Source organism: Hallella sp., from assembly GCF_037460745.1.
Taxonomy (GTDB): Bacteria; Bacteroidota; Bacteroidia; order Bacteroidales; family Bacteroidaceae; genus Prevotella; species Prevotella faecis.
Genome location: NZ_JAXVAE010000106.1, coordinates 1 through 20,843 on the forward strand (window position 1 = coordinate 1; position 20,843 = coordinate 20,843).

The 20,843-nt window shown below is 51.2% G+C and carries 15 protein-coding genes; 4 read left to right on the plus strand and 11 right to left on the minus strand.

The annotated features are described in order from the left end of the window. The first annotated feature begins 497 nt into the window (after positions 1–497). Complete coding sequence (locus WKK33_RS06770; RefSeq protein ID WP_337933058.1) at positions 498–4,820, plus strand: CotH kinase family protein; 4,323 nt, start codon at positions 498–500, stop codon at positions 4,818–4,820. Between the two features lie 434 nt (positions 4,821–5,254). Here WKK33_RS06770 and WKK33_RS06775 read toward each other — a convergent pair whose 3' ends face one another. Together WKK33_RS06775 and WKK33_RS06780 are read right to left on the minus strand one after the other, a co-directional pair. Continuing rightward, positions 5,255–5,848 carry a sugar transferase gene (locus WKK33_RS06775; RefSeq protein WP_287769136.1) on the minus strand — a complete coding sequence of 198 codons (594 nt, stop codon included), beginning with the start codon at positions 5,846–5,848 and terminating at the stop codon, positions 5,255–5,257. Between the two features lie 115 nt (positions 5,849–5,963). Continuing rightward, complete coding sequence (locus WKK33_RS06780) at positions 5,964–6,731, minus strand: glycosyltransferase family 2 protein (RefSeq protein WP_252344819.1); 768 nt, start codon at positions 6,729–6,731, stop codon at positions 5,964–5,966. 177 nt (positions 6,732–6,908) lie between these two features. On the opposite strand from WKK33_RS06780, the gene WKK33_RS06785 reads away from it, so the two are divergent. After that, positions 6,909–7,748 (plus strand): glycoside hydrolase family 16 protein, encoded by an 840-nt coding sequence (locus WKK33_RS06785; RefSeq protein ID WP_287769081.1) that lies wholly within the window; start codon positions 6,909–6,911, stop codon positions 7,746–7,748. Here WKK33_RS06785 and WKK33_RS06790 read toward each other — a convergent pair. The 9 genes from WKK33_RS06790 to WKK33_RS06830 are packed head-to-tail and all read right to left on the minus strand — an operon-like array spanning position 7,715 to position 19,277. Continuing rightward, positions 7,715–8,590, minus strand: a complete 876-nt coding sequence (locus tag WKK33_RS06790) for an alpha-1,2-fucosyltransferase (protein ID WP_337933061.1) — start codon at positions 8,588–8,590, stop codon at positions 7,715–7,717. The two genes, WKK33_RS06785 and WKK33_RS06790, sit on opposite strands and share 34 nt — an antisense overlap. Then, complete coding sequence (locus WKK33_RS06795) at positions 8,587–9,573, minus strand: glycosyltransferase (RefSeq protein WP_337933063.1); 987 nt, start codon at positions 9,571–9,573, stop codon at positions 8,587–8,589. Before WKK33_RS06795 ends, WKK33_RS06790 begins: the two co-directional genes overlap by 4 nt. Further along, a complete protein-coding gene (locus WKK33_RS06800) occupies positions 9,570–10,478 on the minus strand; it encodes a D-glucuronyl C5-epimerase family protein (RefSeq protein WP_337933064.1) in 909 nt (302 codons plus the stop codon). Before WKK33_RS06800 ends, WKK33_RS06795 begins: the two co-directional genes overlap by 4 nt. 7 nt (positions 10,479–10,485) lie before the next feature. Further along, positions 10,486–11,628: a glycoside hydrolase family 99-like domain-containing protein gene (locus WKK33_RS06805; RefSeq protein WP_215758544.1), complete on the minus strand. Its 1,143-nt coding sequence runs from the start codon at positions 11,626–11,628 to the stop codon at positions 10,486–10,488. Further along, positions 11,567–12,799, minus strand: coding sequence for a glycosyltransferase family 4 protein (locus WKK33_RS06810; RefSeq protein WP_337745642.1), 1,233 nt, complete (start codon positions 12,797–12,799; stop codon positions 11,567–11,569). Before WKK33_RS06810 ends, WKK33_RS06805 begins: the two co-directional genes overlap by 62 nt. Further along, positions 12,796–14,049, minus strand: coding sequence for a hypothetical protein (locus WKK33_RS06815; protein ID WP_215758541.1), 1,254 nt, complete (start codon positions 14,047–14,049; stop codon positions 12,796–12,798). The genes WKK33_RS06810 and WKK33_RS06815 overlap by 4 nt, the downstream gene beginning before the upstream one ends. Continuing rightward, entirely contained in the window at positions 14,046–15,560 is a 1,515-nt protein-coding gene (locus tag WKK33_RS06820) for a hypothetical protein (protein WP_287769088.1), read from the minus strand. The genes WKK33_RS06815 and WKK33_RS06820 overlap by 4 nt, the downstream gene beginning before the upstream one ends. Positions 15,561–15,583: 23 nt before the next feature. Continuing rightward, complete coding sequence (locus tag WKK33_RS06825; protein ID WP_337933066.1) at positions 15,584–16,666, minus strand: chain-length determining protein; 1,083 nt, start codon at positions 16,664–16,666, stop codon at positions 15,584–15,586. Between the two features lie 13 nt (positions 16,667–16,679). Continuing rightward, positions 16,680–19,277: an SLBB domain-containing protein gene (locus tag WKK33_RS06830; protein WP_337933068.1), complete on the minus strand. Its 2,598-nt coding sequence runs from the start codon at positions 19,275–19,277 to the stop codon at positions 16,680–16,682. A 336-nt stretch (positions 19,278–19,613) separates the two neighbouring features. On the opposite strand from WKK33_RS06830, the gene WKK33_RS06835 reads away from it, so the two are divergent. Beyond that, a complete protein-coding gene (locus WKK33_RS06835; protein WP_215758653.1) occupies positions 19,614–20,279 on the plus strand; it encodes a sugar transferase in 666 nt (221 codons plus the stop codon). A 14-nt stretch (positions 20,280–20,293) separates the two neighbouring features. Beyond that, positions 20,294–20,794 carry an acyltransferase family protein gene (locus WKK33_RS06840; RefSeq protein ID WP_337933069.1) on the plus strand — a complete coding sequence of 167 codons (501 nt, stop codon included), beginning with the start codon at positions 20,294–20,296 and terminating at the stop codon, positions 20,792–20,794. Positions 20,795–20,843: the final 49 nt, after the last annotated feature.

Here is a 20,843-nt window from a genome sequence, read left to right on the forward strand (position 1 = left end):
ACTTTATTTGATGAATTTTAATAACTATGCGATTTTATCGCATCAGTACTATTTGGCCATAATCAATATTTTAATGTTATGACGCAAAGTTAAGAACTTCGGATGTGTGGACAACGTGTGGACAAAAGTCGGAAAATAAAAGAAAAATACTCAGAAAATGGAAAGATGCAAAAGTCGCTGTAATCTTCCAAAACCCCGATAAATACTTGGCTTTTAATTGATTTCATTGGATTTTCTTTCTGATTGTTTACCATGAGAAAACCTCAAATCCAGTCAACCCCATTTTTCAATCAGTCAACCTGACGGCATAATGCCTTGTGGCACACTGCACAACCCACGTCCTCCGACAATGGGCTGATAAGCAGATGCAAAGATAGGTAATCTTTTCCAATCGCCAAACATATTTGACATTATTTATATAAAAACCAGTGATTGATAGCCGCCAAACGAATGTTTTTTCGTAATTTTGTTGCCTCTGAAATAACAAAAACCTAAATATGAAGCATTTTTTACTTGCCAGCCTGACCGCAATCGCTTTGTTTGCGGCGGTTGTTCCATCCTCAGCCGCCAAGCATTGGATCGACGTTACTGAGTCGACCCTCGTCAACCCAGGCTTCGACGACGGCACTCTCAATGGTTGGACACGCGAAGGAGTCCACGGTGGACGTGGCGTAGCCTGCGGCGCCATGGAGTTTTGGAATGGCACCTTCGACTTCCACCAAACTGCCAAAGGTCTTCCACAAGGCCACTACCGCCTGAGTGTCAGTGCCTACTTCCGTTGCCAAGACAACGAGAACGGTTATCAATCGTACCTTAATGGCACCGAGGACATCACCGGATTTCTTTATGCTGGCAGCCACGAACAGAAGCTCGTAAGCGTCTACTCGTGGTCGTCGACGACAAATTTCGGCAGCGGCACATGGTCGCCCTGGTGGGTGGAGCCCCAAGTGTGGTTTGCCAACTCCATGGAAAGCGGCGCCGAAGCGTTCAAGCGTGGTGCCTACCTAAACGAGATGGAGTTTGACCACGAGGGTGGCGATCTCTCCATTGGCTTGAAAAACAGCAACTTCACATCCAACAACTGGTGCATGTGCGACAACTTCAAGTTGGAGTATTACGGCGAGGTAACGCCCATCAGCCATATCGATCTCACACCCTCAGAGAGCTCACTCATTGTGGGCGAGAGCCAGCAGTTGGCAGTAACCATCGTGCCTTCCGATGCCACCATCAAGAAGTTGGAATGGCTGAGCAGCAACACCGACGTGGCCACGGTCGACGCCAACGGTGTGGTAACGGCTGTGGATGAGGGCGAGGCCACCATCTACGCCCAGGCCACCGACGGATCGGATGTGAGCGGCGAGGCCATCATCACCGTGGAGCGCAATCAGCCCAAGGCCGGATCCCTCGTCATCAATGAGGTGATGGCCTCCAACATCGACGAATTTGTGTCGCCCGCCTTCAACTTCGACGGATGGGTGGAACTCTATAACCCCACCGACAAGGCCGTGGAGCTGAGCGGACTCTACTTCACCGACAACGCCGCCAACCTACGCCAATGGTACACGCCGAGCACGCTTGGCGTGGTCCCCGCCCACGGTTTCAAGACGGTTTGGTTCGACAGCAACAACATCAATACCAACCAATCGGTATTTAAGCTCAACGTGAGCGGTGGCATCCTCATCATCAGCAACGCCGATGGCGAGGTGGTGGCCGAAGTGAGCTATCCCGAGAGCATGGACCGCGTGAGCTACGCCCGCACCGCCGATGGTGGCGACACATGGGGCATGACCGCCACTCCCACGCCGGGTGCCAGCAACGCCACGGCCGTCTTTTCTGCCGAGCAGCTTGCCGCTCCTGTGGTCGACACCGACTCGCGCCTGTTCACCTTGCCCTTCACGATACATGTGGGTATCCCTGCTGGCGCCACCCTTCGTTACACGCTGGATGGCACATTGCCCACGCTCTCAAATGGCGAGACCTCAACCGACGGCTCTTTCGAGGTGAGCCAAACCAGCAGTTACCGCTTCCGCTTGTTTGAAAGCGGCAAGTTGGCAAGCGCCGTCACCACACGCTCCTATATATATAAGGATAAGGACTACGACCTTCCCATCGTCAGTGTGGTGATGGACTCCCTCTTCCTTTACGACGACAGCCTTGGCGTTTACGTGCGCGGCACCAACGGCCGACCCGGCAATGGCCAGTCGACAGTTTGCAACTGGAACATGGATTGGGAGCGTCCGGCCAACCTGTCATGGATCACCACCAACAACGAGATGGGCATCAACCAAGATGTCTACTTCGAGATGTGTGGTGGATGGAGCCGCGCCTACACACCCCACTCCTTCAAGTTGAAGGGCAACAAGAAGTTGGGGGGCAACAAGAACCTCAATTATCCGTTCTTTGCAGCGAAGCCTTTCATACGCAACCGCACCCTGCAGATTCGCAATGGTGGCAACGACACCCGTTGCCGTTTCAAAGACCCCGCACTGCAAACCATCATCCAATCGTCGGGCATCGACATCGACGGCCAGAGCTACCAGCCTGTCCATGAGTTTATCAATGGCAAGTATATTGGCGTGCTCAACGTGCGCGAGCCCAACAACAAGCACTATGTTTACGCCAACTACGGTTGGGACGATGAGGAGATCGATCAGTTTGAGATGAATCCCGACTCGGGCTACGTACAGAAATGTGGCACCGACGAGGCGTTCAACACATGGTATGCGCTCTCGGCCAACGCTGCCGACGAAGCCACCTACGAGGAGATCAAGAAACTCGTCGATATCGACGAATACACCAACTACATGGCCATGGAGTTCTATCTCGGTGGCGCCGATTGGCCTCAAAACAACATCAAGGGGTTCAGACGCAGCGTCGACGGCCGTTTCCGTTTCGTTACGTTCGACCTTGATGGCGCTTTTGGCAGCAACGACCCCTTCAATAACTTCATGGGTAGGCAGACATATACCTTCGACCCACTCTATGGTTGCGAGGTGAACCGCATCACCGCTGAGATCAAACTGGTTACCATCTTCAAGAACATGCTGCAGAATGCCACGTTCAAGAAGCGTGTCATCGACGTTTACAGCCTCATGGGCGGTAGCGTGTTCGAACCCACACGCTGCACGGCCATCATCGATTCGCTCAAGGCGCTTGTCGGTCCACAGATGGCGATCAACAACGAGAGTCCCTACGAAACAGCGGAGATCATCAAGAGCAGCCTTAACAGTCGGCTCTCAACAGCCACCCGGGCGCTCTGCAATTACGCCCCCATGGGCCTCACCGTTGCCGACGCACAAAAGGCTACCCTCAGCAGTTCCACACCGGGCGCCAGCCTGTATGTCAATGGCATAGAGGTTCCCACAGGTCGCTTCAACGGACACCTCTTCGCACCCGTCACCCTGCGGGCAGAGGCGCCAGCGGGCTACACGTTCCGTGGTTGGAAAAGCGTCAACGCCAACTTGAGGTCCATCTTCAAATGGGGAGCCACATGGCACTACTACGACCAGGGCAGTCTCGACGGAACGGCATGGGCCCACACCAGCTACAATCCTACCAGCAACGGGTGGCATAGCGGCTACGGCCCATTGGGATATGGCAAGGATGGCCTGAAGACCACAATCGATTATGGCAACGACAGCCGCAACAAGCGTCCCACCTACTATTTCCGCCGCAACATCTATCTTTCGTCGGCTCCTACAGCGGCCGATGTGTTCAAACTCGACTACAAGGTCGACGACGGATTCATCGTTTACGTGAATGGCGTGGAGGCCGCACGCCACAACATGAGCCAGAGCGGCTACAACGCCTATAGCGACACCTACGCCCCTGGCAACCCCGACGCGGGATCGGTGAACCTCAGCGCCGCCCTCTTCAACAAGGGCACCAACGTGATTGCCGTGGAGGTTCACAACAATAGCGCATCGAGCAGCGATATCTATTGGGACGCAACCCTCTACACCACGATCGGCGCCTCGCCATCGACCAACTACTACGCTACCGAGGCTGAGATAGCGATGCCCAAGGGCAACTTCAGCCTCATTGCCGACTATGAGCCCATCGCCAACGCCTTGGAGGAGGGATTCACACCCGTTCGCATCAATGAGGTGAGCGCCACCAACGATGTCTTCGTCAACGAGTATGGCAAGAAGAGCGATTGGGTAGAGCTCTACAACACCACTTCCGAACCTCAGGATGTGGAGGGAATGTTCCTTACCGATAACCTCGCCCAGATGCAGAAATGCCAGCTTACCAAGGGTGCCTCGATGGCCGCCACGGTCATCCCCGCCCACGGCTATCTCGTGGTGTGGTGCGACAAGCGCGACAGCCAGCGCCACCTGCACGCCTCGTTCAAGCTCAACGACGGCGGTGGCGTTGTGGCGCTCTCGGCTGCCGACATGAGTTGGACCGACAGTCTGTCCTACCCCGCCCACGACGGCTACCACTCCGTGGGACGCTATACCGACGGCGGTCGCGACATCTACCTGATGAGCCAGCCCACCATTGGCAAGAAGAACATCCTCACGAGCTACAACACCCACCTTGCCCACCAGACGCCCACTGACATCCAGACCATCGCCACTACAGCCCCAGCCAAGTTGACACTGAGCTACGCCTCAAAGCAACTCTTTGTTCGCGGAGAGGGCCAGCAGGCCACCGTGGAGATCTTTACGCTCCATGGACAGAAAGTGGCCACCGTGGTGGTCAATCTCCATGGCGACTTCGGCGTGGTGAGCGCCACCTCACTCCCAGCAGGTTGCTATGTGGCCAAGGCACACGATGAGAGCGGCCACACCGCCGTATGCAAGTTTGTGAAGTAAACCATCAGAGGCACGCCCCTATAATCACCAACAGCCCTGGTTCCCGTAAGGAAGTCAGGGCTGTTGCTTTATGCGTTGACAAGAGGGCGCCAACGCCTTCTCCCTCAGCAAGCAAAACCTTTTTGGTGGCCGAAACAAACCCAAATAGGCCATTAGAAATCAATCCTTCTCAGTGTTTGAGAAGAACAGGTTGCAACAGGCGCATTGAAAGCATAACGGGCCATGACAAAATGCCGAAAGAAGTGTTAGTAATCTGAAGGACAAAGCATTAGGATGCGTTGCACGACATAGTTATTAGCTTCGAGTTCAGCTACGCTTAAAGGGTGTGCCGGAAGTCGGCTATTACGACTTGCTGACACACCCTTTATGATACTTTCCCAACGGGCGCAAAACGATATGCGGCTTAGCCCATTGGGAGTATAGGAGAATGGGGTTTAGAAAACCTTTCCGAAGATGATGTTGATGAATGTTTTCACCAAGATCTTGGCGTCGAACCACCAACTGCGGTGCTCCAGGTAGAAAAGATCAAGGTCGAGCCTACGCAGCATCTTCTCCATGGTGTCGGTGTAACCATTGTAGAGAGTGGCGTAGGATGTTACGCCTGGCCTGATCTGATAGAGATAAACGTAACGCGGGTCGTGCTGAACAATTTGGTCAATGTAGTATTTGCGTTCGGGCCGCGGGCCTATGAAGGCCATGTCGCCCTTCATGACGTTCCACAGTTGTGGCAGCTCGTCGAGATGGTGGTCGCGAAGGAATCGTCCCACCTTCGTCATGCGGCTGTCCTTTTCGTGGCCGAAGAGCTGTGGACCGTCTTTCTCGGCGTCGATGCGCATGCTTCGGAACTTATAGATTGTGAACGGACGGCCAAACCGGCCAATGCGCTCCTGCTTGAAGATGGCAGGACCGCCATCCTCGCGCTTCACCAGGATATAGCAAATGAGAAACAGGGGCGAGAACACAATGATGCTTGCCAGGGCCACCAAGAAATCGACGATTCGCTTGGTGACACGCTCCACCTCATTCATACCATCGGGTATGAAGCGCGGATTGTTCACGTCATCGTTCCACTTGATGTATGGGGGTATGTGTCTTTCCTGTTGCTGCATGTTGGATTTGTTGGTTTTGTGAGGACGGTAAAGGTTAGTCGGCTAAGTATTTCCGACTATCCCAACGAGTCTTCAGTCTTTTGAAAATGTAGTTGGGCATGAAGACGAAACAGAATTTAAGCACCGACTTAACTTTTGAGAATCCTAATACCTGCTCATAAATAGCGAGGTTATACTTGATGAGCGACATCTTGTTGCGCGAAACCGAACCCTTTCTAACCATGTAGAGCGTTAACGGCTCCCTCAACCCTAAGGCGAAATGGCAGTCACGCAAGATTGTGAGCGTCAGGCCCCAGTCTTGCCGTTTGCGAAGCAAGGGCATGTAATACTTCCTACCTAACAGTTCGATATCGTAGATAGCAGTGGACAGACCGATCTTGTTATCCATCTGCAACTTGCCAAATGTCATTCGTTCAGGAGCAATGACAATGGCCACCTTTTCACCCGAGGGCTTCACGCGTAGGTATGAGGTATAGGAAAGAGCCACATGGTTCTCGTTCATAAAGCGTATCTGCCGCTCCAGTTTGTTTGGCTCCCATCGGTCGTCGCTATCACAAAAGGCTATGTAGCGCCCACGTGCCTCCCGGATAGAATTGTTACGGGCACACCCAGGCCCGAGGTTCTCCTTTTGAAAGAACACTCTAATCCTACCATCTTGCTTAGCCATATCGCTGAGCAATTGCAGGGTGGCTGGATCTGTTGAACCATCGTCGGTAACCAAGAGCTCCAGGTCGCCGTAAGTTTGGCCAAGTATGCTCCCAATGCTTCCAGCAGCGCTTTCACCACTGTTGTATGTGGACATAATTACAGATACCAGTACTCCCATTTCTTAGTCATGTGTGATTATACAAAGTGTTATTTAATAATATTAACGCCTAACAAATGCTAATATTTTGTAAAGTACCCATTAATATTGCGTTATTATTGATTTTTTCTTCAAATACCCTTAACTTTGTATGTAACAGAAACAATATATGTAATGAAAAGAACACATTTTTTAATAATAATGGCTTGCCTGATGTTCGTCATTGGGCTATCAGCGGCCATTGCTGGACAAGCCTCAGCGCGCCAAACCGATGAACAACGCACCTATCGCTTGGTGTGGGAAGACCAGTTTAATGGTTCCAAACTCGACACGACCCATTGGGAACGCATCGACCGCAACATACCGGCGTGGCGCCGCTACATGACCACTCACGACAAGCTCTACCGTCAGCGGGGTGGGTACTTGCGCCTTTACTGCAAGCGCAACAAGAATATCGACCCTACCGACACGGCCACAGTACTCACTGGTGGCATACAGACACAAAACCATTTCCACTTTAGCGGTTATGGAAAGATGGAAGTAAGGGCCCGAATTCATGGCGCGCAAGGTTGTTGGCCGGCCATTTGGATAACGAGCGTGAAATACCAAAACGATCCCGACTGGGCAGAGATAGATATTATGGAGCATTACAACCACGACAACATCGTGGTGCAAACGGCCCATAACAACTATTCGACCATTCAAAATCGGCAGACCGAGAAGGAGCGCTCTTTCAGACCTTCCGTCAAGGCTGAGGATTGGAATATTTATGGCGTAGAGATTCTACCCGATCGTCTTATTTTCTCGGTCAATGGCAAGGAAACGTACACCTATCATAAGATTAACGACGCGAAAGTGAAGCATCAATTCCCATACGGTGTGGAAAGCTATCTACGCATCGACATGCAATGGAACAATCCATGGCTGAAACCCGACATCAATGATCTTCCCGCCTGGATGGATATCGACTGGGTTCGCTATTACACCCTCAACCAGTCGGGTAAGCAACGCTGAGCAGTTTGCCCGTTTCTTGTCCACCGCTTGGGAGCTACCACCACGTGATCCTTACGCTGGTTGAGGAATGCACCCCACCATGAAAATGAAGAATTGGCTACAATGTTAGTTTGGCATGCCGTCATCAGGCGCATGTCGAGATGGCTATCGGCCCCTTGGTTCCAATCCACGAACACCACTTGGCAATCTTTCAGCAATGGGCAAAGGTGCTCCTTGCAAGTGGCAATGTCATTGCTGAAAATGGCAACAAGTGTGCCCGGTCGCATACAAGGCGCAATTTGGGCGATGGCTCGCTTGTAATAGTCGACGTCGCAGATACCGCCAAAAGTGGGATGGTTTACGTAGTCGCCACCACGGTAGTGTATCGAAACGCTGTTGCCACTGGCCAATTGCTGGAACAACTCGGCATTCTTACCAGTGAGAGGCTGACGCCATACAAACTCGCGTAAAATGTCGTCTTTCACATCTATTAGATAGCGATGGTCTTGCCAATAGCCATCATAATAGGTAGCTCGTTGGTCTTCCAGCACATTGGGATTGAAAGCCGTGGCTTGCTTCTCACGATATTCGGTTTTCTTACATGGCAAGCAGTGCTTGTAGATGCGGCTAAGATTGTAATGACCAACAAGGAGACGGAACGCGTTCCTCACCTCTCGCTTGGATGCGACTGGCAGCGTGGCGTGAAATATCTTATCGATCTCGTAATGGTTGTGGAGTGGATAGCCTCGAAAGAAGCAAGTGTCAACGGCGACCTCATTGCCGTAGCGCCTCCTTAAGGCCAATGCGAGTGAGTATTGGAACATCTGATTGCCCAGTCCTCCTATGATTTGTACTATTTTCATTTAGATGTAAGTCTTTTGTAAAGTGCTACGACGGCTTGGTTTAGATGGTCAAAATCGAGTTTGGCGCGTTGCCTCTCCCTGGTGTTGTCAGTGTAGGGCATGCTCACTACTTCACTTATTTTTTGTGCAGCCAGCTTTGGATCTCTACTGATGATAGCCGAATTGACCAGTCCTTCCAACTGTTTTGCAGCATCACCCACGTTTACACTAAACACAGGTTTGTTCATCACTAAACATTCTCGTATGATGTTGGGCGATCCCTCCTCGTCGGACGTAAGAAGAAGGAATGAGGCGGCGCTGATGTAAAGAGGCACCAACTCAGGCTTAACGTGGGTCATTCGTAGCAATGCCACCTCTCCGTTCATCTGAGCAACGATAGCCTCAGCAATATCGCGGCGTTTAATATTTGTGCCGCTAACATCAGAAAAGAGGGCGTATGGGCGATTCGGGATACCTAATCGTTGGCATGCCTCTGAATGCGTTACGGGTGTGAAGAGCGAATAGTCGACACCCAGTCGTTGCACGAAAAACTTGCTTTGTTGCCACTGTCTGAGGGCTCTAGGCACGTAGTGCGTCATCTCTGTAGTGACAAAGCCACATGAGGAGAAAAGTGGAATGCTCAGAAACGACGCCCATTGGTTCACCTTTATTTTCAATTTCTTAGCGATGCCATGAGCCGTTTTGATGCTCTTAGCGTGGATGTCTGTTCCGTGAAAAGTGATGACCATGGGTTTGTTGATGCCTATGAGCGCAAGACGCAGGAGCAGGGCATACAATCCACCAAAGTGTATATGGACCACATCGTAATAACTGGCCACATGGCGTATGTCGCGAAAACACCCCAAACGGTTAGTAAAAGGCATAAAACGCACCTCACCAACGTCTGGCAATGTGGCCATGGAGCGCTCCATGCGGTACATGATAGGGTTGCCCACGCCATCTTTGTTCAGGCATTGGTTGGATAGTAGAAGTATCTTCATCATTCCAGTATTTTCTGAATGGCTTTCCGTGTGAAGGCCAATGCATGCTTTAAAGAGTTTCCCTGATCGCCTTTCCACTTATCTGCATAGTGTTTGAATGCGCTGTCGCCCGTGATGAGAAACATGGCCTCCATCTGAGCAATGTGCAGGTTGTGGTAGAAGGGACTGGCAATTTTTCCACCCAAATCATAAAGGCTCCAGTAGGAGTTGGAAAAACGTGGAAGCAATTCCCGCATTCCCCTCAACGACTGTTGCAAGAATTTGTCATATGTGTGGGAGTCATCAACAAGCGAATAGTCGTAGAGCCCCCACCAGGCAAAAACGAAACCGTTGAGCACAAGAGGCAGGTGGGTGTACTCGTGCAGGCAGATCGCTCCATGGGCATAGGAAGAAGTGCCACCCTCACAGATGGGGCGGAGCATGAAGTCGATGGCCATTTGGGCTGCATCTTTATAGCGTTTGTCGTGGGTTTGGGCATAAGCCCTTAGTAGTAACGATGCCCCTTCGCCTTGCGCCATAGCTCCATAAGGCGCTGACGGGTACACGTAGAAGAAATTGTTCCATGCGCCATTGTCTTGCTGGTGACTCATTGCCCATTCGCCACATTGCATGAACTTACGGAGATAAGTCTTATCGCCTGTTTGCAGATACAGGTCGTAGGCTCCCAAGCCATACTGGAAGATGGCTACGGGGAAGAACACATCTTCGCCTTTCTCGGTGTGAAGCGTAGGTAGCCCATCTGTTTGAAGCAGTTCGGGGAGCATAGTGACCTTCTCGGTCAGGTTATTGTAATAACCCGTTAGTTGGCCAACTGCAAACGTCTTGCCCAAGTCTTGGTTGACGTGAAGCACGCTCTTTCCCGTCAGCATACGGTACCATTTTTTTATGTTGTATATGGTTAGTGCCATGAAGTTATCATTTGTTGTTAACGGCATCGCGGATGGCGTCAAGCCAACCATGTCCAAAGGTTTGGTCGGGTTCCACGTAATCGCCTTCTCCCCATTCGTTCCACGCCTTCAAGAACAGTATTTGGTGTTGTGGAGTTTTATCCTTTATATGGTTCATGGCATCAAGTATGGTCTCCTTGAACCGTTGTGGTGTGGCTTGAATTAAAACTTCCGCCTTCTCGCCAGCCCTTGGCGTTCTGTCCCATTGTGGCAGAAGGGTGGGATAAACGTTCTCCCATGCATCCTCAGGAACATAGTAATTGCGCATGAAACGCTGGTAATCCATACGGGTGGCGGTGGAGAATGCGGTTCTAACACGTAACATATGCCACATCATGGAGAGGCGTCCCTGATAGAGTCCCACTGCGCGGCGAAAGCCCGACGACATGACGGCGTCGAACCCCAAGTCGAGAACCGACTGGTAATAGCTGCCTGCCCTGTCTGCCGAATAGTAGTTTTTCTTCTCTCCTTGCAAGCCTTTTCCCGTGTTGTCAGTCTGTCCCACGAAATGGATTCCTGGAAATCCGTTATCTATGGCCAGTTGTTGCCAAGTGTCGACAAACTGCTTACAGGCAGGAATGCTTCTTGGTGCCCATACAGCAAACAAGGGTTTTCCGTCGACTTTGATGTAACGTTCATCTTTGAAAGCGGGCAAAAGTGCGTGGAAATGCCTCACGGCATCTTCCGCCGAATAAGTCATCCGCATCAACATAGAATCGCGTTTGAGACTGCTTCCCCTCTTCCAGGTCTTGTTGGTCCAGTCGTGATTGGCCCAACACAGGCAGAAGGGAAAGTCGGGCTTCCCACTCTCCAGCACCTCTTGGAAGGGGCGCTCAAGAAGTTGCTTACCATTGCCAAACCAGTAATGGTAATAGCAGAATCCCTCAATGCCAGCCTCGCGTGCCAGGTCAGCCTGCTGCTGACGAACCTCAGGCACTCGCAAGTCATAAAAGCCCAGGTCAGCAGGCAGGTGTGGTTGGCTGTGTCCTTTAAACAAAGGTTTGGCCTTTACCACATTGTTCCATTCTGTAAATCCCTTGCCCCACCACTCATCGTTCTCGGGTATGGGGTGGTATTGCGGCAGGTATAGAGCTATTATTCTTGGTTTCATTTTTTTCTCTTTGTATGATTTGGTTGTAAAAGTCAAACACTCGTTGAACATTGCGTTTCTGATCGTAGATCTCACTGCATACGGTTCGGTAGGCACGTTCCCTATAGAGGTCGTAATGATTGGGGGTGTGTTTGGTCACATCAATCATGATCGACGCCAACTGGCTGGTTGTTTGGAACGCCAGAGCTATGTCGGTTCCCTCCAGTTCCTTCCCGTTGTCCATTTGCTCCTTCACGCCAGTAGTATATCTTCCTATGATGAGACATCCCTTTCTTGCAGCCTCCATAAACGTCAGTCCAAAGCCTTCATAAGGCGAGGTGAGGATAAGCGCTACAGCTCGTTGCATGAGTTGGTCCACATCGCGCCGTTGCCCCATAAAGTTCACTGATTCATCGAGGTCATGAGCCCGAACGAAAGCCATCAAGCGATGGTAGTAATGGGCGTCGGCTATGCCGCCTGCGATATACAAGGGGTATGGCCTATGGATTTGGGCATGATAACTAGCGTAAGCCTCCAGGAGCAGTTCTAGGCCCTTTGCTTGCTGCACTCGTCCCACCAAAAGGAAGAAAGGCTCCTTCTTGTTATGAGGCATGGGCTCTTGCTGCGTGTCACCTCCATCGTATGAAACCACCGATCGGTTGTTGTCGCTCAAACGGTAATAGGCTTGCAGGTCTCGCGATATGCAGATAGCATAGCTATGTGGAGCGCCGAGCTGCGACACCAGCGTGTGCTGGCTAGGGATGATATGCAAGCCTATCTTGTCGGCGTATTCACGTATGTGGTAAACGTGGGGTACGCTTAAGCGTTTGGCCACATGGTATCCGATGGACAGCACGCTGGTATTGGTGTGAACCATATCGACATGGCACTCTTTGGCTTGACGCGTTATATTTCGAATGGCTTGGTGCGTGAGTATCAGGCGGGCGATGAGCCGAGGCAGGAAAAGCACCTTGTTCTTCATGCCTTTCAGATACGGGAAGGTACTCATCCTGTATCGAGAGCAGATAATCTCGACGCCTTGGCGTTTCAATTCATGGTATATTCCCTCCTGATCGGGCAAGGCCACAACTGGCGTTACCCCCAAGGGAATCAGCCCTTGGAGCATGCTCATGAAAGCCACGGAGGCCCCATTGCCCGGATTGGTGGTGTGTAGGACGTATAGGATGGTCATGATGCGGATACGGATAATTCTTGTTGGTCTGTTGTTGGAGGTTCAGAGGTGGCTGTGCAGAACAACGGTATGTATCGACAATACCACACAACGAATCCGTCAACAATAAACACCATGGATGCCACGATCAACGATGATATCTCGGCCCTTCTGTCCTTACCTTTCCTGTAGCTGACAACAAAGAAGCCAATAAGCAGTATCAGGCCGACAACCCCATATTGATAAATGTACACTTTGTAGCCCGAGTTTCCAAATTCAGAGTTATCTCTCTGCCTTCCAAAGAGCACGTCAGACGATTGCATGAACGAATCGTATTCCTTGTCGAAGCTCTCTGTCGTACGGTTATTGCCTGCCAATTCTCCATCGTTTATCTCCATTCGCGCGATAATGAGATCTTGCAGCAGGTTATCGCCACCATTATAAAAGAATGAGCCTATGACTATGGTGGAAAGAACGGCTATAGTACCCATTACTTTGCGAATCATTTTCTTACGGTTACACCAAAGGTTGAGGAATATGATGGCAAAGAGATAAGCGTATGCTCCTAATGAGAAACTGATGATAGTTGCAAACAAGAGAATGGAGTTGTACCATTTCTTCCAATGGCCTCGCTGCACTTGCAGTAACAACACACATGCAGTGCCCAACTGAGAGGGTTCTATGAAGATGGACTGGAACCTGGGGAAGAAGGCGAAAAGAGTTCGATCGTCTATGAGAAACAAGTAATAGTTGGTGAAATAATAGAACTCGTCGGGCGACACCAACGATTGATTGGGTAGCGAAAATCCTATGATGTATAAGAAAAAGAACGTGATTGATACGCAGAGAAAAGCCGCCAACCCCTTGCAGATGATCGTAACGATCCTCTGCCTCAACTCCGCCTTGTATCTGAAAAAGGAGAAGAAGATGAAGCAATTACAGAAAGCAGCTATGAAACTCGATACATTTCCGTTTCCGATCATCGTTTGATAAAACACCAACACGAAGAAAGCGACGGTGGGATATATGTAGTTCCCATCGCTGAAGGCACGATTACTTAGTTGGCGATCGATGATCATCGCCAAGGCGATAAAGGCGCTTGAGAACACCATGTATGTGGTGGATAGTCTCCATAGCGGCCATGGGTTCATGGTCGTTAGGAACGCTATGAGGATGCCTATGGTGTAAAGCCATACGACGAGCGTGCTTTTTCGTAGCGTGTAAAGCTTCGACTTGTTGAATGTCAAGTATTTGTCCAGGTTGAAAGTCATCTCTTTAACTTTAACAATCGAAGTACATAAGTTCTCTCATCCTTGCTAAGCGTGAATGTGAAAAGCGATATTATGCCAATGGTCGCAGCAACTGATGCTGTAAAAAGGAATCTGAACCGAAATGCGCAACACTCGGTACAGGCCACGCTTGCAAGCGTGACGGCCATGGCCAAAGGTAAGAGCGGCATAAGGGAAGCCTTGACATATTGGGTAACATTGAGCCCAGCCGAGTATTTCATGAAGGGCAGCCGTGATAACGAAACTGCGAGTTCCATAAACACGTAGATGGCCATCATAAGATGAAGTCCTCCATCGGCCTTGAAAGTTGCCCACGCTATGGGCACAAGCATCATCTTTGGCGTGTACGTAAGGAGCGAGTAATATTTCAGTTTTCCCGTAGCTTGGTTGGCGGCATGGAGCCCCAGTGTCATTTGGTCTACGACAAAAGCCAGCATGAGCGCACGGCAAAAGGTTGTGGTATAGGGTGGCACCACCTTGAGCCAAAAGGCAAGGATGTCAGGCAACTCTATCATGACGGGTATGGAAATGATCATCATCAGCGCTGTCGAGAACTTGCTTTCCTTTCCTGCGAGACTCAACATCTTCTCGCGATCGTGACTTCCCTCTGCTTTCATGATCTGCGGATTCATAGCGTTAAGGATGGATGTGGACACAAATCGTACCGCTCCATTGACCTGCGTTCCTATACCAAATGCAGCGTTGATGGTTGTTCCGAAAAACTTATTGAACACCACCGTGAGACCTTGCGATTGGCAAATGCCAGCCACCATGCCATAAGTAGTCCATCCTGCGAATCCCAAGAGCTGTCGGATAATGGCCTTGTCGTAGTTCTTCTTTCCCAAACGATAATGACTCTCCTCATATTTGAAGTAGTCGTAGACGATGTATGCCAACAAGTTGAAGGTGATGACGCTTGTCATTCCGATGGCGTAGAACACCAGTTTGTCGAGCCCAATGAAGGCAAGGCTTAGTGCCAGCACGAGTTTCAGCACACCATCGATCACCTCAATTACAGATATATACACAATGTTCTCGTGTGCGATGAGTAAGGCTTTGAACGGCGAAGTCATCACAGTGGCAAAGAGCATGAACACCATAGTGACGTACACCGCGCCAGCCGCTTGCATGCGCAGAGGGTCAATGTTGAGGAAATGGTTGATAAGCAAGTTTTCCAACGGAAGCAATATGAGGCAAATAGCCACTCCAAACATTAAGTGTATGAGCAGGCTGTTGGCAAAGACCTTGCGCACTTGCTCGTTGTCAGCAGCACCTTGGTGGTACGACAAGTAGCGCTGAGTGGTTACCACAAGCGAATTGGTTAGGTAGCCTAATATGCTCACGACACCTCCCACCACCGAATAGATTCCATAGTCGCTGATGTTGAGCGCGTCGAGAACAAGGCGCGTAGAATAGAGGGAAAGGCAGATGTTGACAACCGACTTTCCATATTGTACTATAGTATTAACGATAATACGCTTAGAGGCTTCCATACATGTATTTGCAGGAGGTTAGCTTATTCCTTATCTGTTCGCTTCGTTTTCTTGGGAAAGACCACTTCTTTCGTGCAAAAGCAAATGAGGGCAAACGTTATTAAGAACAACATTCCGATGACGAAGAACATACGCTTGGGCCCTGTGGCCTTGACGGGCACGGCCGCACCCTTAAGCAAGGTGAATGCGGGCGTGTTCTCGCGCAGTTTGGCGCGGGCTGCCTGCAACTGTGCTTGCAGAGATGTGTAGGTGTTATATTTCAGTTGCATATCGTTCTCCAAGTCTTCAGTTTTCGACTTGTAGCTTTGTAGAATTACGTCCATGTTGGCGTCTGCGTACGCACCGTATGTTTGGCGCACACGCTCATAGTCGACCTTGGCATCAGCTGTCAATTTGGCATAATACTCCACATCGTTACGCGCCTTTTTGGTGCGGTAGGCTGTGATGAATTCCTGCAAACGTTGCCTCACCGAGTCGGCAATGGTCTTACAAATGAGCGGGTCTTGTGCTTCCGTACTGATGGTAATCACATCGTTCTTCTTGTCTACGCTGATAGCAATGCTCTTTCGGATGGCACCCATGATGGCGTCATCGTTTTTCGACAGTTGGTAAGGGTTGAAGGCCTCGTTGGCGACACCTTTCGTCCCTTGCCCATCGCTTGTCTTAGGCAGCAGGTTCTTCAGTTTGGCCACTGCCACTGTCCACCAGGGGTACTGGGTAAAATATCGCTTGTAGGCGTATAGTGTAGTATCGATGGCTCCGTCGGCGCTTTTCACGCGTATGTCAAACAGGTTGTACACGAATCCGTTGTCGTCCATCAGGTCGGGATAGAGACTCGGATAGATGGCATCTGTAGAGTTGCGATCGCCCAAGTCGATTCCGAAGTTCGAAGCCAAAGCGCCCAAAGTCCCACCAGACGTAGGTATGTTCATTTCTGGGGCCAACACAGTGCTGGTGGTATAGGTTCTTGGCACACAGACGATGATGAGAGCTGATACGACAAAGGTTATGGGCCAAGCGATGAAGAACCATTTCTTTCGCTTGACGATGCTTGCCCACACCTCACGCAGGTCGATAACCTCTTCTTTGTTTTGTTCGTTATTCATGATGCGATAAGTCTTACTTGCTCATATTGGCGATGGTTGCGATCATGGCGGCGATCGACGCGATGCCGGTACCCATGCTCATGGTCTCGGCCACGCTCATCTTGCGGCTGATGCGACTGGGCACCACAATCTCGCAGCCGGCCTCGATTTTGGCCCCTTGCGAGAGTTTGCCCACCATGCCGTTCATGTAGATTACGTAGGCGCCGCTCTTGCGTGCGTTCTGTGCGAATCCGCCAGCGGCGTTGATGTAATACTTGGCGCTCTTTCCGCGCTCGTAGGCCACAGTGTTGGGGTACATCACCGCTCCGTTCACCTTCACCGTTGCCGTGTATTGCGGCAGGATGAGGCGGTCGCCCTCGCGCAGCACGATATTGGCGTCGCTATTGGGGTTGGCCAAGGCTCGGTCGAGCTCAATACCCACGGGGAAGGTGTTGGGCACCTGGAATTTCTTCAGCTGCGTGTTATTCGACTGCTGCGCCACTTGCTGCACGCTTCCGCCGTTGTTGCTGCTGGCAGCCAGTTCGAGGAGCTGCTGCTGCAACTGCTCTTGTTGCATCTTGAAGGCAGCCTCCATGCGGGCACGCTCCGCCTCGTTGGGTCGACGCTCCAGTCGGGCGCCCTTCACATAGGCTTGGTCGGTTATGCCTCCTGCCGCCTTCAGCAGGTCGGTGAGTCGCATGTTGCGTTTGCTGAGCGTGTAGGTGCCAGCAAACATCACCTCTCCGTCGACCGTCACGCTCTGCTGCTTCGAGTAGGCAGGGCTCTTGCGCACATACACCTCGTCGTAAGGCATGAGCGTAAAGCCAGGCTCGCCATCGATCACGAAGCCATCCTTCAGCGCAAACGAGTAGTTCTTGGCAATAATACTATCGGTGGTCAGGGCCTTGGGGTTGCTCACGCGGCGCGCCACATCCACCTTCACCGTCGAAGCCGTCTCAAGCAGTCCACCGGCTTGGAGCACAAAGTCCTCCAGCGTCTCGTTGTCGGCATATTTGTAAACGCCAGGGTATTGCACCTCGCCCTGGATAGTGATGGTGCGCTCCGAAAGCGTCTCTGTCTTGCTGGGTATGAAGAGCACATCGTTCTCCTGCAACGGCAGGTCGGCCACACGCCCGTCCATAATGCCGGCCACATCAACGCTCACCACCTTCAGTGTGCGATCGGGATTCATGCGGTGCATCACGGCGCGTGCTGTGAACGCCTCCTCGGTGAGACCCTCAGCGTGCTCTATGAGCGTGCGCACGCTATTGACGCTCTCACCCATTTGGTACATGCCGGGGCGGAACACCGCACCTTTGATCTCCACGGTATTCTCGTAGCGGGGCAATATGGAGTCGACGCTCACGCTATCACCATCGGCTATGCGGAAACTGCTCATGTCGAACTCATCGACGTTGAACACCGCATACTCGCGACCGGTCTTGCGGTTCACGCGCACGCTCTTCGTGTAGGCGTCGCCAGCAAAGCCGCCCGCATATTTCAAGAGGCTCTCAAGGCTCTCGCTCTTCTTCATCTCGTAGAACATGGGGCGCTTCACCTTACCCACGATGTTCACCAGGCAATCGTAGGCGCCCACCGAGATCACATCACCGTCGTGCAACCTCACGTTGCCCGTCATCTTGCCGTTGAGGATGTAGTCGTAGATGTCGCACACGCTGATGAGGCGATTGTTGCGATAGATGTGTATGTTGCGCAGCGTTCCCAGATCGCTCGTGCCGCCCGCCATGTAGAGGGCGTGAAACACGGTTGCGAAGGCCGAGAGCGTGTAGGTGCCCGGCGCCTTCACCTCACCCATGATATTCACGGTGATGGTTCGCGTCTGTCCGAGCGACAGGTTGATGCGGCTGCTGCGATAGCGTGCGCCGAGCGTGTTGCGTATGCGATTCTTGGCCTGGCTTACAGTCAGTCCGCTCACGTCGATGGGTCCGAAGCCTTCGATCACGATCTGACCATCGGGCGTCACGGTACAGTTGAATGTCTTTTGCGAGGCGCCGTACACATCCACCGACACGGCATCGCCTGGCCCGAGCACATAGCTCTGCGGTGTGGCGATGTTCATCGAGGGTTCGAAGGTCAGGTCCTTATTATTAAATATGTCGCGTCCAAACACGCGCTTCTTGCCTTTCTCTTGCTGCTCCAGCAGTTGGTTGAGCCATGCTATGGAGTCTTGGTGCGTCATGTTGCCCAGCTCGGCCTGCATCAGCATGAAGTCCTGATCATCCTCGTTATATTCGTTCTGCCATTTGTTTATGCCCTGTATGCGCTGCGTGGTGTTGGCCTCACGCTCTATGTTCTCCTCGTGGGTGCGCTGGCGCAGTTCGTCGCGCTTCTTGCCGTTGTTGGTGCGCATGCGGCTATCCCCCTCGTCGGCCTTAGCCATACCGAGGCCCGCCTGCTTGGCCTGTCGCTGGTATTTGCGTTGCACACGCCTAATCTGGTTAATGTCCACACCGCTCTGTATCAGCTTCACTACGATCTGCTTGTCTGATGTGCCTTTCTCCATTTCGCGCTGCACCATCTCAGCCACTTGGCTGTCGGTCATACTGCTTTGCGCCCTCATGCCTACGGGGCACAGAGCCACGATAAATATGAAAATGATGAGTTTCTTCATCCTTCTGATTTGATTACTCGTTTGTTTGAATGGTTACACCTGTATTATTATAGTAACTCCTTTTTTCCCGTTTTATTGTGAACGGAGGCCCTGCAAAGTTACAATAAAAATAAGATACGACAAAACAAATGGCGACGTAACTCGACTGCACTCACAAAAGCGTATAGAGGTAGCACCGCGATAGAGGGGGTGCCAACAATTCGCAACAATCTATCTGAAGGCTTTTTGATACGAAAACCGAAAAAGCACAAAAAGTGGAAAATAAATGCAAAGAAAGTATAATAAACCCGCACAGACATACGTTATCATCATAACTAATACGAACAAACAACTATGATGACCAATCCCTCCACCGAATATCCTCAAACGATATCGCTGCTTAGCGAAGAAGACTATGTAGAGGACGGCATGACCGAAGCCGGACGCGACTTGAAACGCTGCGCCGACTTCTTCGTTGCGCTCTTCTGCCTCATTGTCTTCGCCCCACTCTTCCTCATCTGCTACATTGCGGTGAGGCGCGAGGATGATGGTCCGGCCATCTACAAGCAGGAGCGCATTGGGCGCTACGGGCTTCCCTTCTATATCTATAAGTTTCGCAGCATGAAGCTGAACGCCGAGAACGATGGGCCGCAGCTCACCGCCAGCGAGGACGACAACCGCCTGACAAAGGTGGGACGCTTCCTCCGCAGCCATCACCTCGATGAGCTGCCTCAGCTCTACAACGTGCTCATCGGCGACATGGCTTTCATCGGCCCACGCCCCGAGCGCAAATTCTACATCGACCAAATCATGCAGCGCGACCCACGCTACCAGAACCTCTACCAGATTCGCCCGGGCGTGACATCCTACGCCACGCTCTACAATGGCTACTGCGACACCATCGAGAAGATGCTCAGACGTCTCGACCTCGATCTCTATTACCTGAAGCATCGCAGTTGGTGGTTCGACGCCAAGATTCTCTTCATGACCTTCATCAACATCGTGTTTGGAAAGAAATTCTAACGTTGTTTAACGACATGAACCAGCGCAACCACTCCATCGACATTCTGAAGTTTGTCTGCGCAACGCTGATTGTTTGCTTGCACACATACAGTAAATGGCATGACGATTTCATACCTTTGACGAGGTGTGCCGTACCATGCTTTTTAATGATTTCAGGCTTTCTGTTATATTCCGAGAAGGGAATAGGTCGTGAGCGACTGGTGCGCACCATTAAGCACATTTTTCACATCATCGTTTGGTCAACCTTGTTGTTTGCCATCGTCACCGAGAGCAGGGCAATAGCAAAAGATGGTGTTTTTATTCCCTCTGGGAAGGATTGGCTCTATTGCTTTGCGCTCAATGAAAATCCGTTCGGTTACCACCTGTGGTACCTGCAAGCTTACTTATATGTTCTGCCCCTTATGCTCATTGTGGACAAATACAAACTATGGAAGTTGATGCTTTGCGCCACGCCTCTTTTGCTATTGGGAAACACGGTGTTGGGCGCATACGGACAACTCATTTTTCAGCAATAGTACTGATGCGATAAAATCGCATAGTTATTAAAATTCATCAAATAAAGTG

Bases quoted from the DNA above. Each gene is read 5' to 3' on its own strand.
- WKK33_RS06775 (WP_287769136.1), bottom strand. From the start codon at position 5,848: ATGAATGAGGTGGAGCGTGTCACCAAGCGAATCGTCGATTTCTTGGTG.
- WKK33_RS06810 (WP_337745642.1), bottom strand. From the start codon at position 12,799: ATGACCATCCTATACGTCCTACACACCACCAATCCGGGCAATGGGGCC.
- WKK33_RS06805 (WP_215758544.1), bottom strand. From the start codon at position 11,628: ATGAAACCAAGAATAATAGCTCTATACCTGCCGCAATACCACCCCATA.
- WKK33_RS06820 (WP_287769088.1), bottom strand. From the start codon at position 15,560: ATGGAAGCCTCTAAGCGTATTATCGTTAATACTATAGTACAATATGGA.
- WKK33_RS06840 (WP_337933069.1), top strand. From the start codon at position 20,294: ATGAACCAGCGCAACCACTCCATCGACATTCTGAAGTTTGTCTGCGCA.
- WKK33_RS06830 (WP_337933068.1), bottom strand. From the start codon at position 19,277: ATGAAGAAACTCATCATTTTCATATTTATCGTGGCTCTGTGCCCCGTA.
- WKK33_RS06835 (WP_215758653.1), top strand. From the start codon at position 19,614: ATGACCAATCCCTCCACCGAATATCCTCAAACGATATCGCTGCTTAGC.
- WKK33_RS06770 (WP_337933058.1), top strand. From the start codon at position 498: ATGAAGCATTTTTTACTTGCCAGCCTGACCGCAATCGCTTTGTTTGCG.
- WKK33_RS06790 (WP_337933061.1), bottom strand. From the start codon at position 8,590: ATGAAAATAGTACAAATCATAGGAGGACTGGGCAATCAGATGTTCCAA.
- WKK33_RS06785 (WP_287769081.1), top strand. From the start codon at position 6,909: ATGAAAAGAACACATTTTTTAATAATAATGGCTTGCCTGATGTTCGTC.
- WKK33_RS06800 (WP_337933064.1), bottom strand. From the start codon at position 10,478: ATGGCACTAACCATATACAACATAAAAAAATGGTACCGTATGCTGACG.
- WKK33_RS06795 (WP_337933063.1), bottom strand. From the start codon at position 9,573: ATGATGAAGATACTTCTACTATCCAACCAATGCCTGAACAAAGATGGC.
- WKK33_RS06815 (WP_215758541.1), bottom strand. From the start codon at position 14,049: ATGACTTTCAACCTGGACAAATACTTGACATTCAACAAGTCGAAGCTT.
- WKK33_RS06780 (WP_252344819.1), bottom strand. From the start codon at position 6,731: ATGTCCACATACAACAGTGGTGAAAGCGCTGCTGGAAGCATTGGGAGC.
- WKK33_RS06825 (WP_337933066.1), bottom strand. From the start codon at position 16,666: ATGAATAACGAACAAAACAAAGAAGAGGTTATCGACCTGCGTGAGGTG.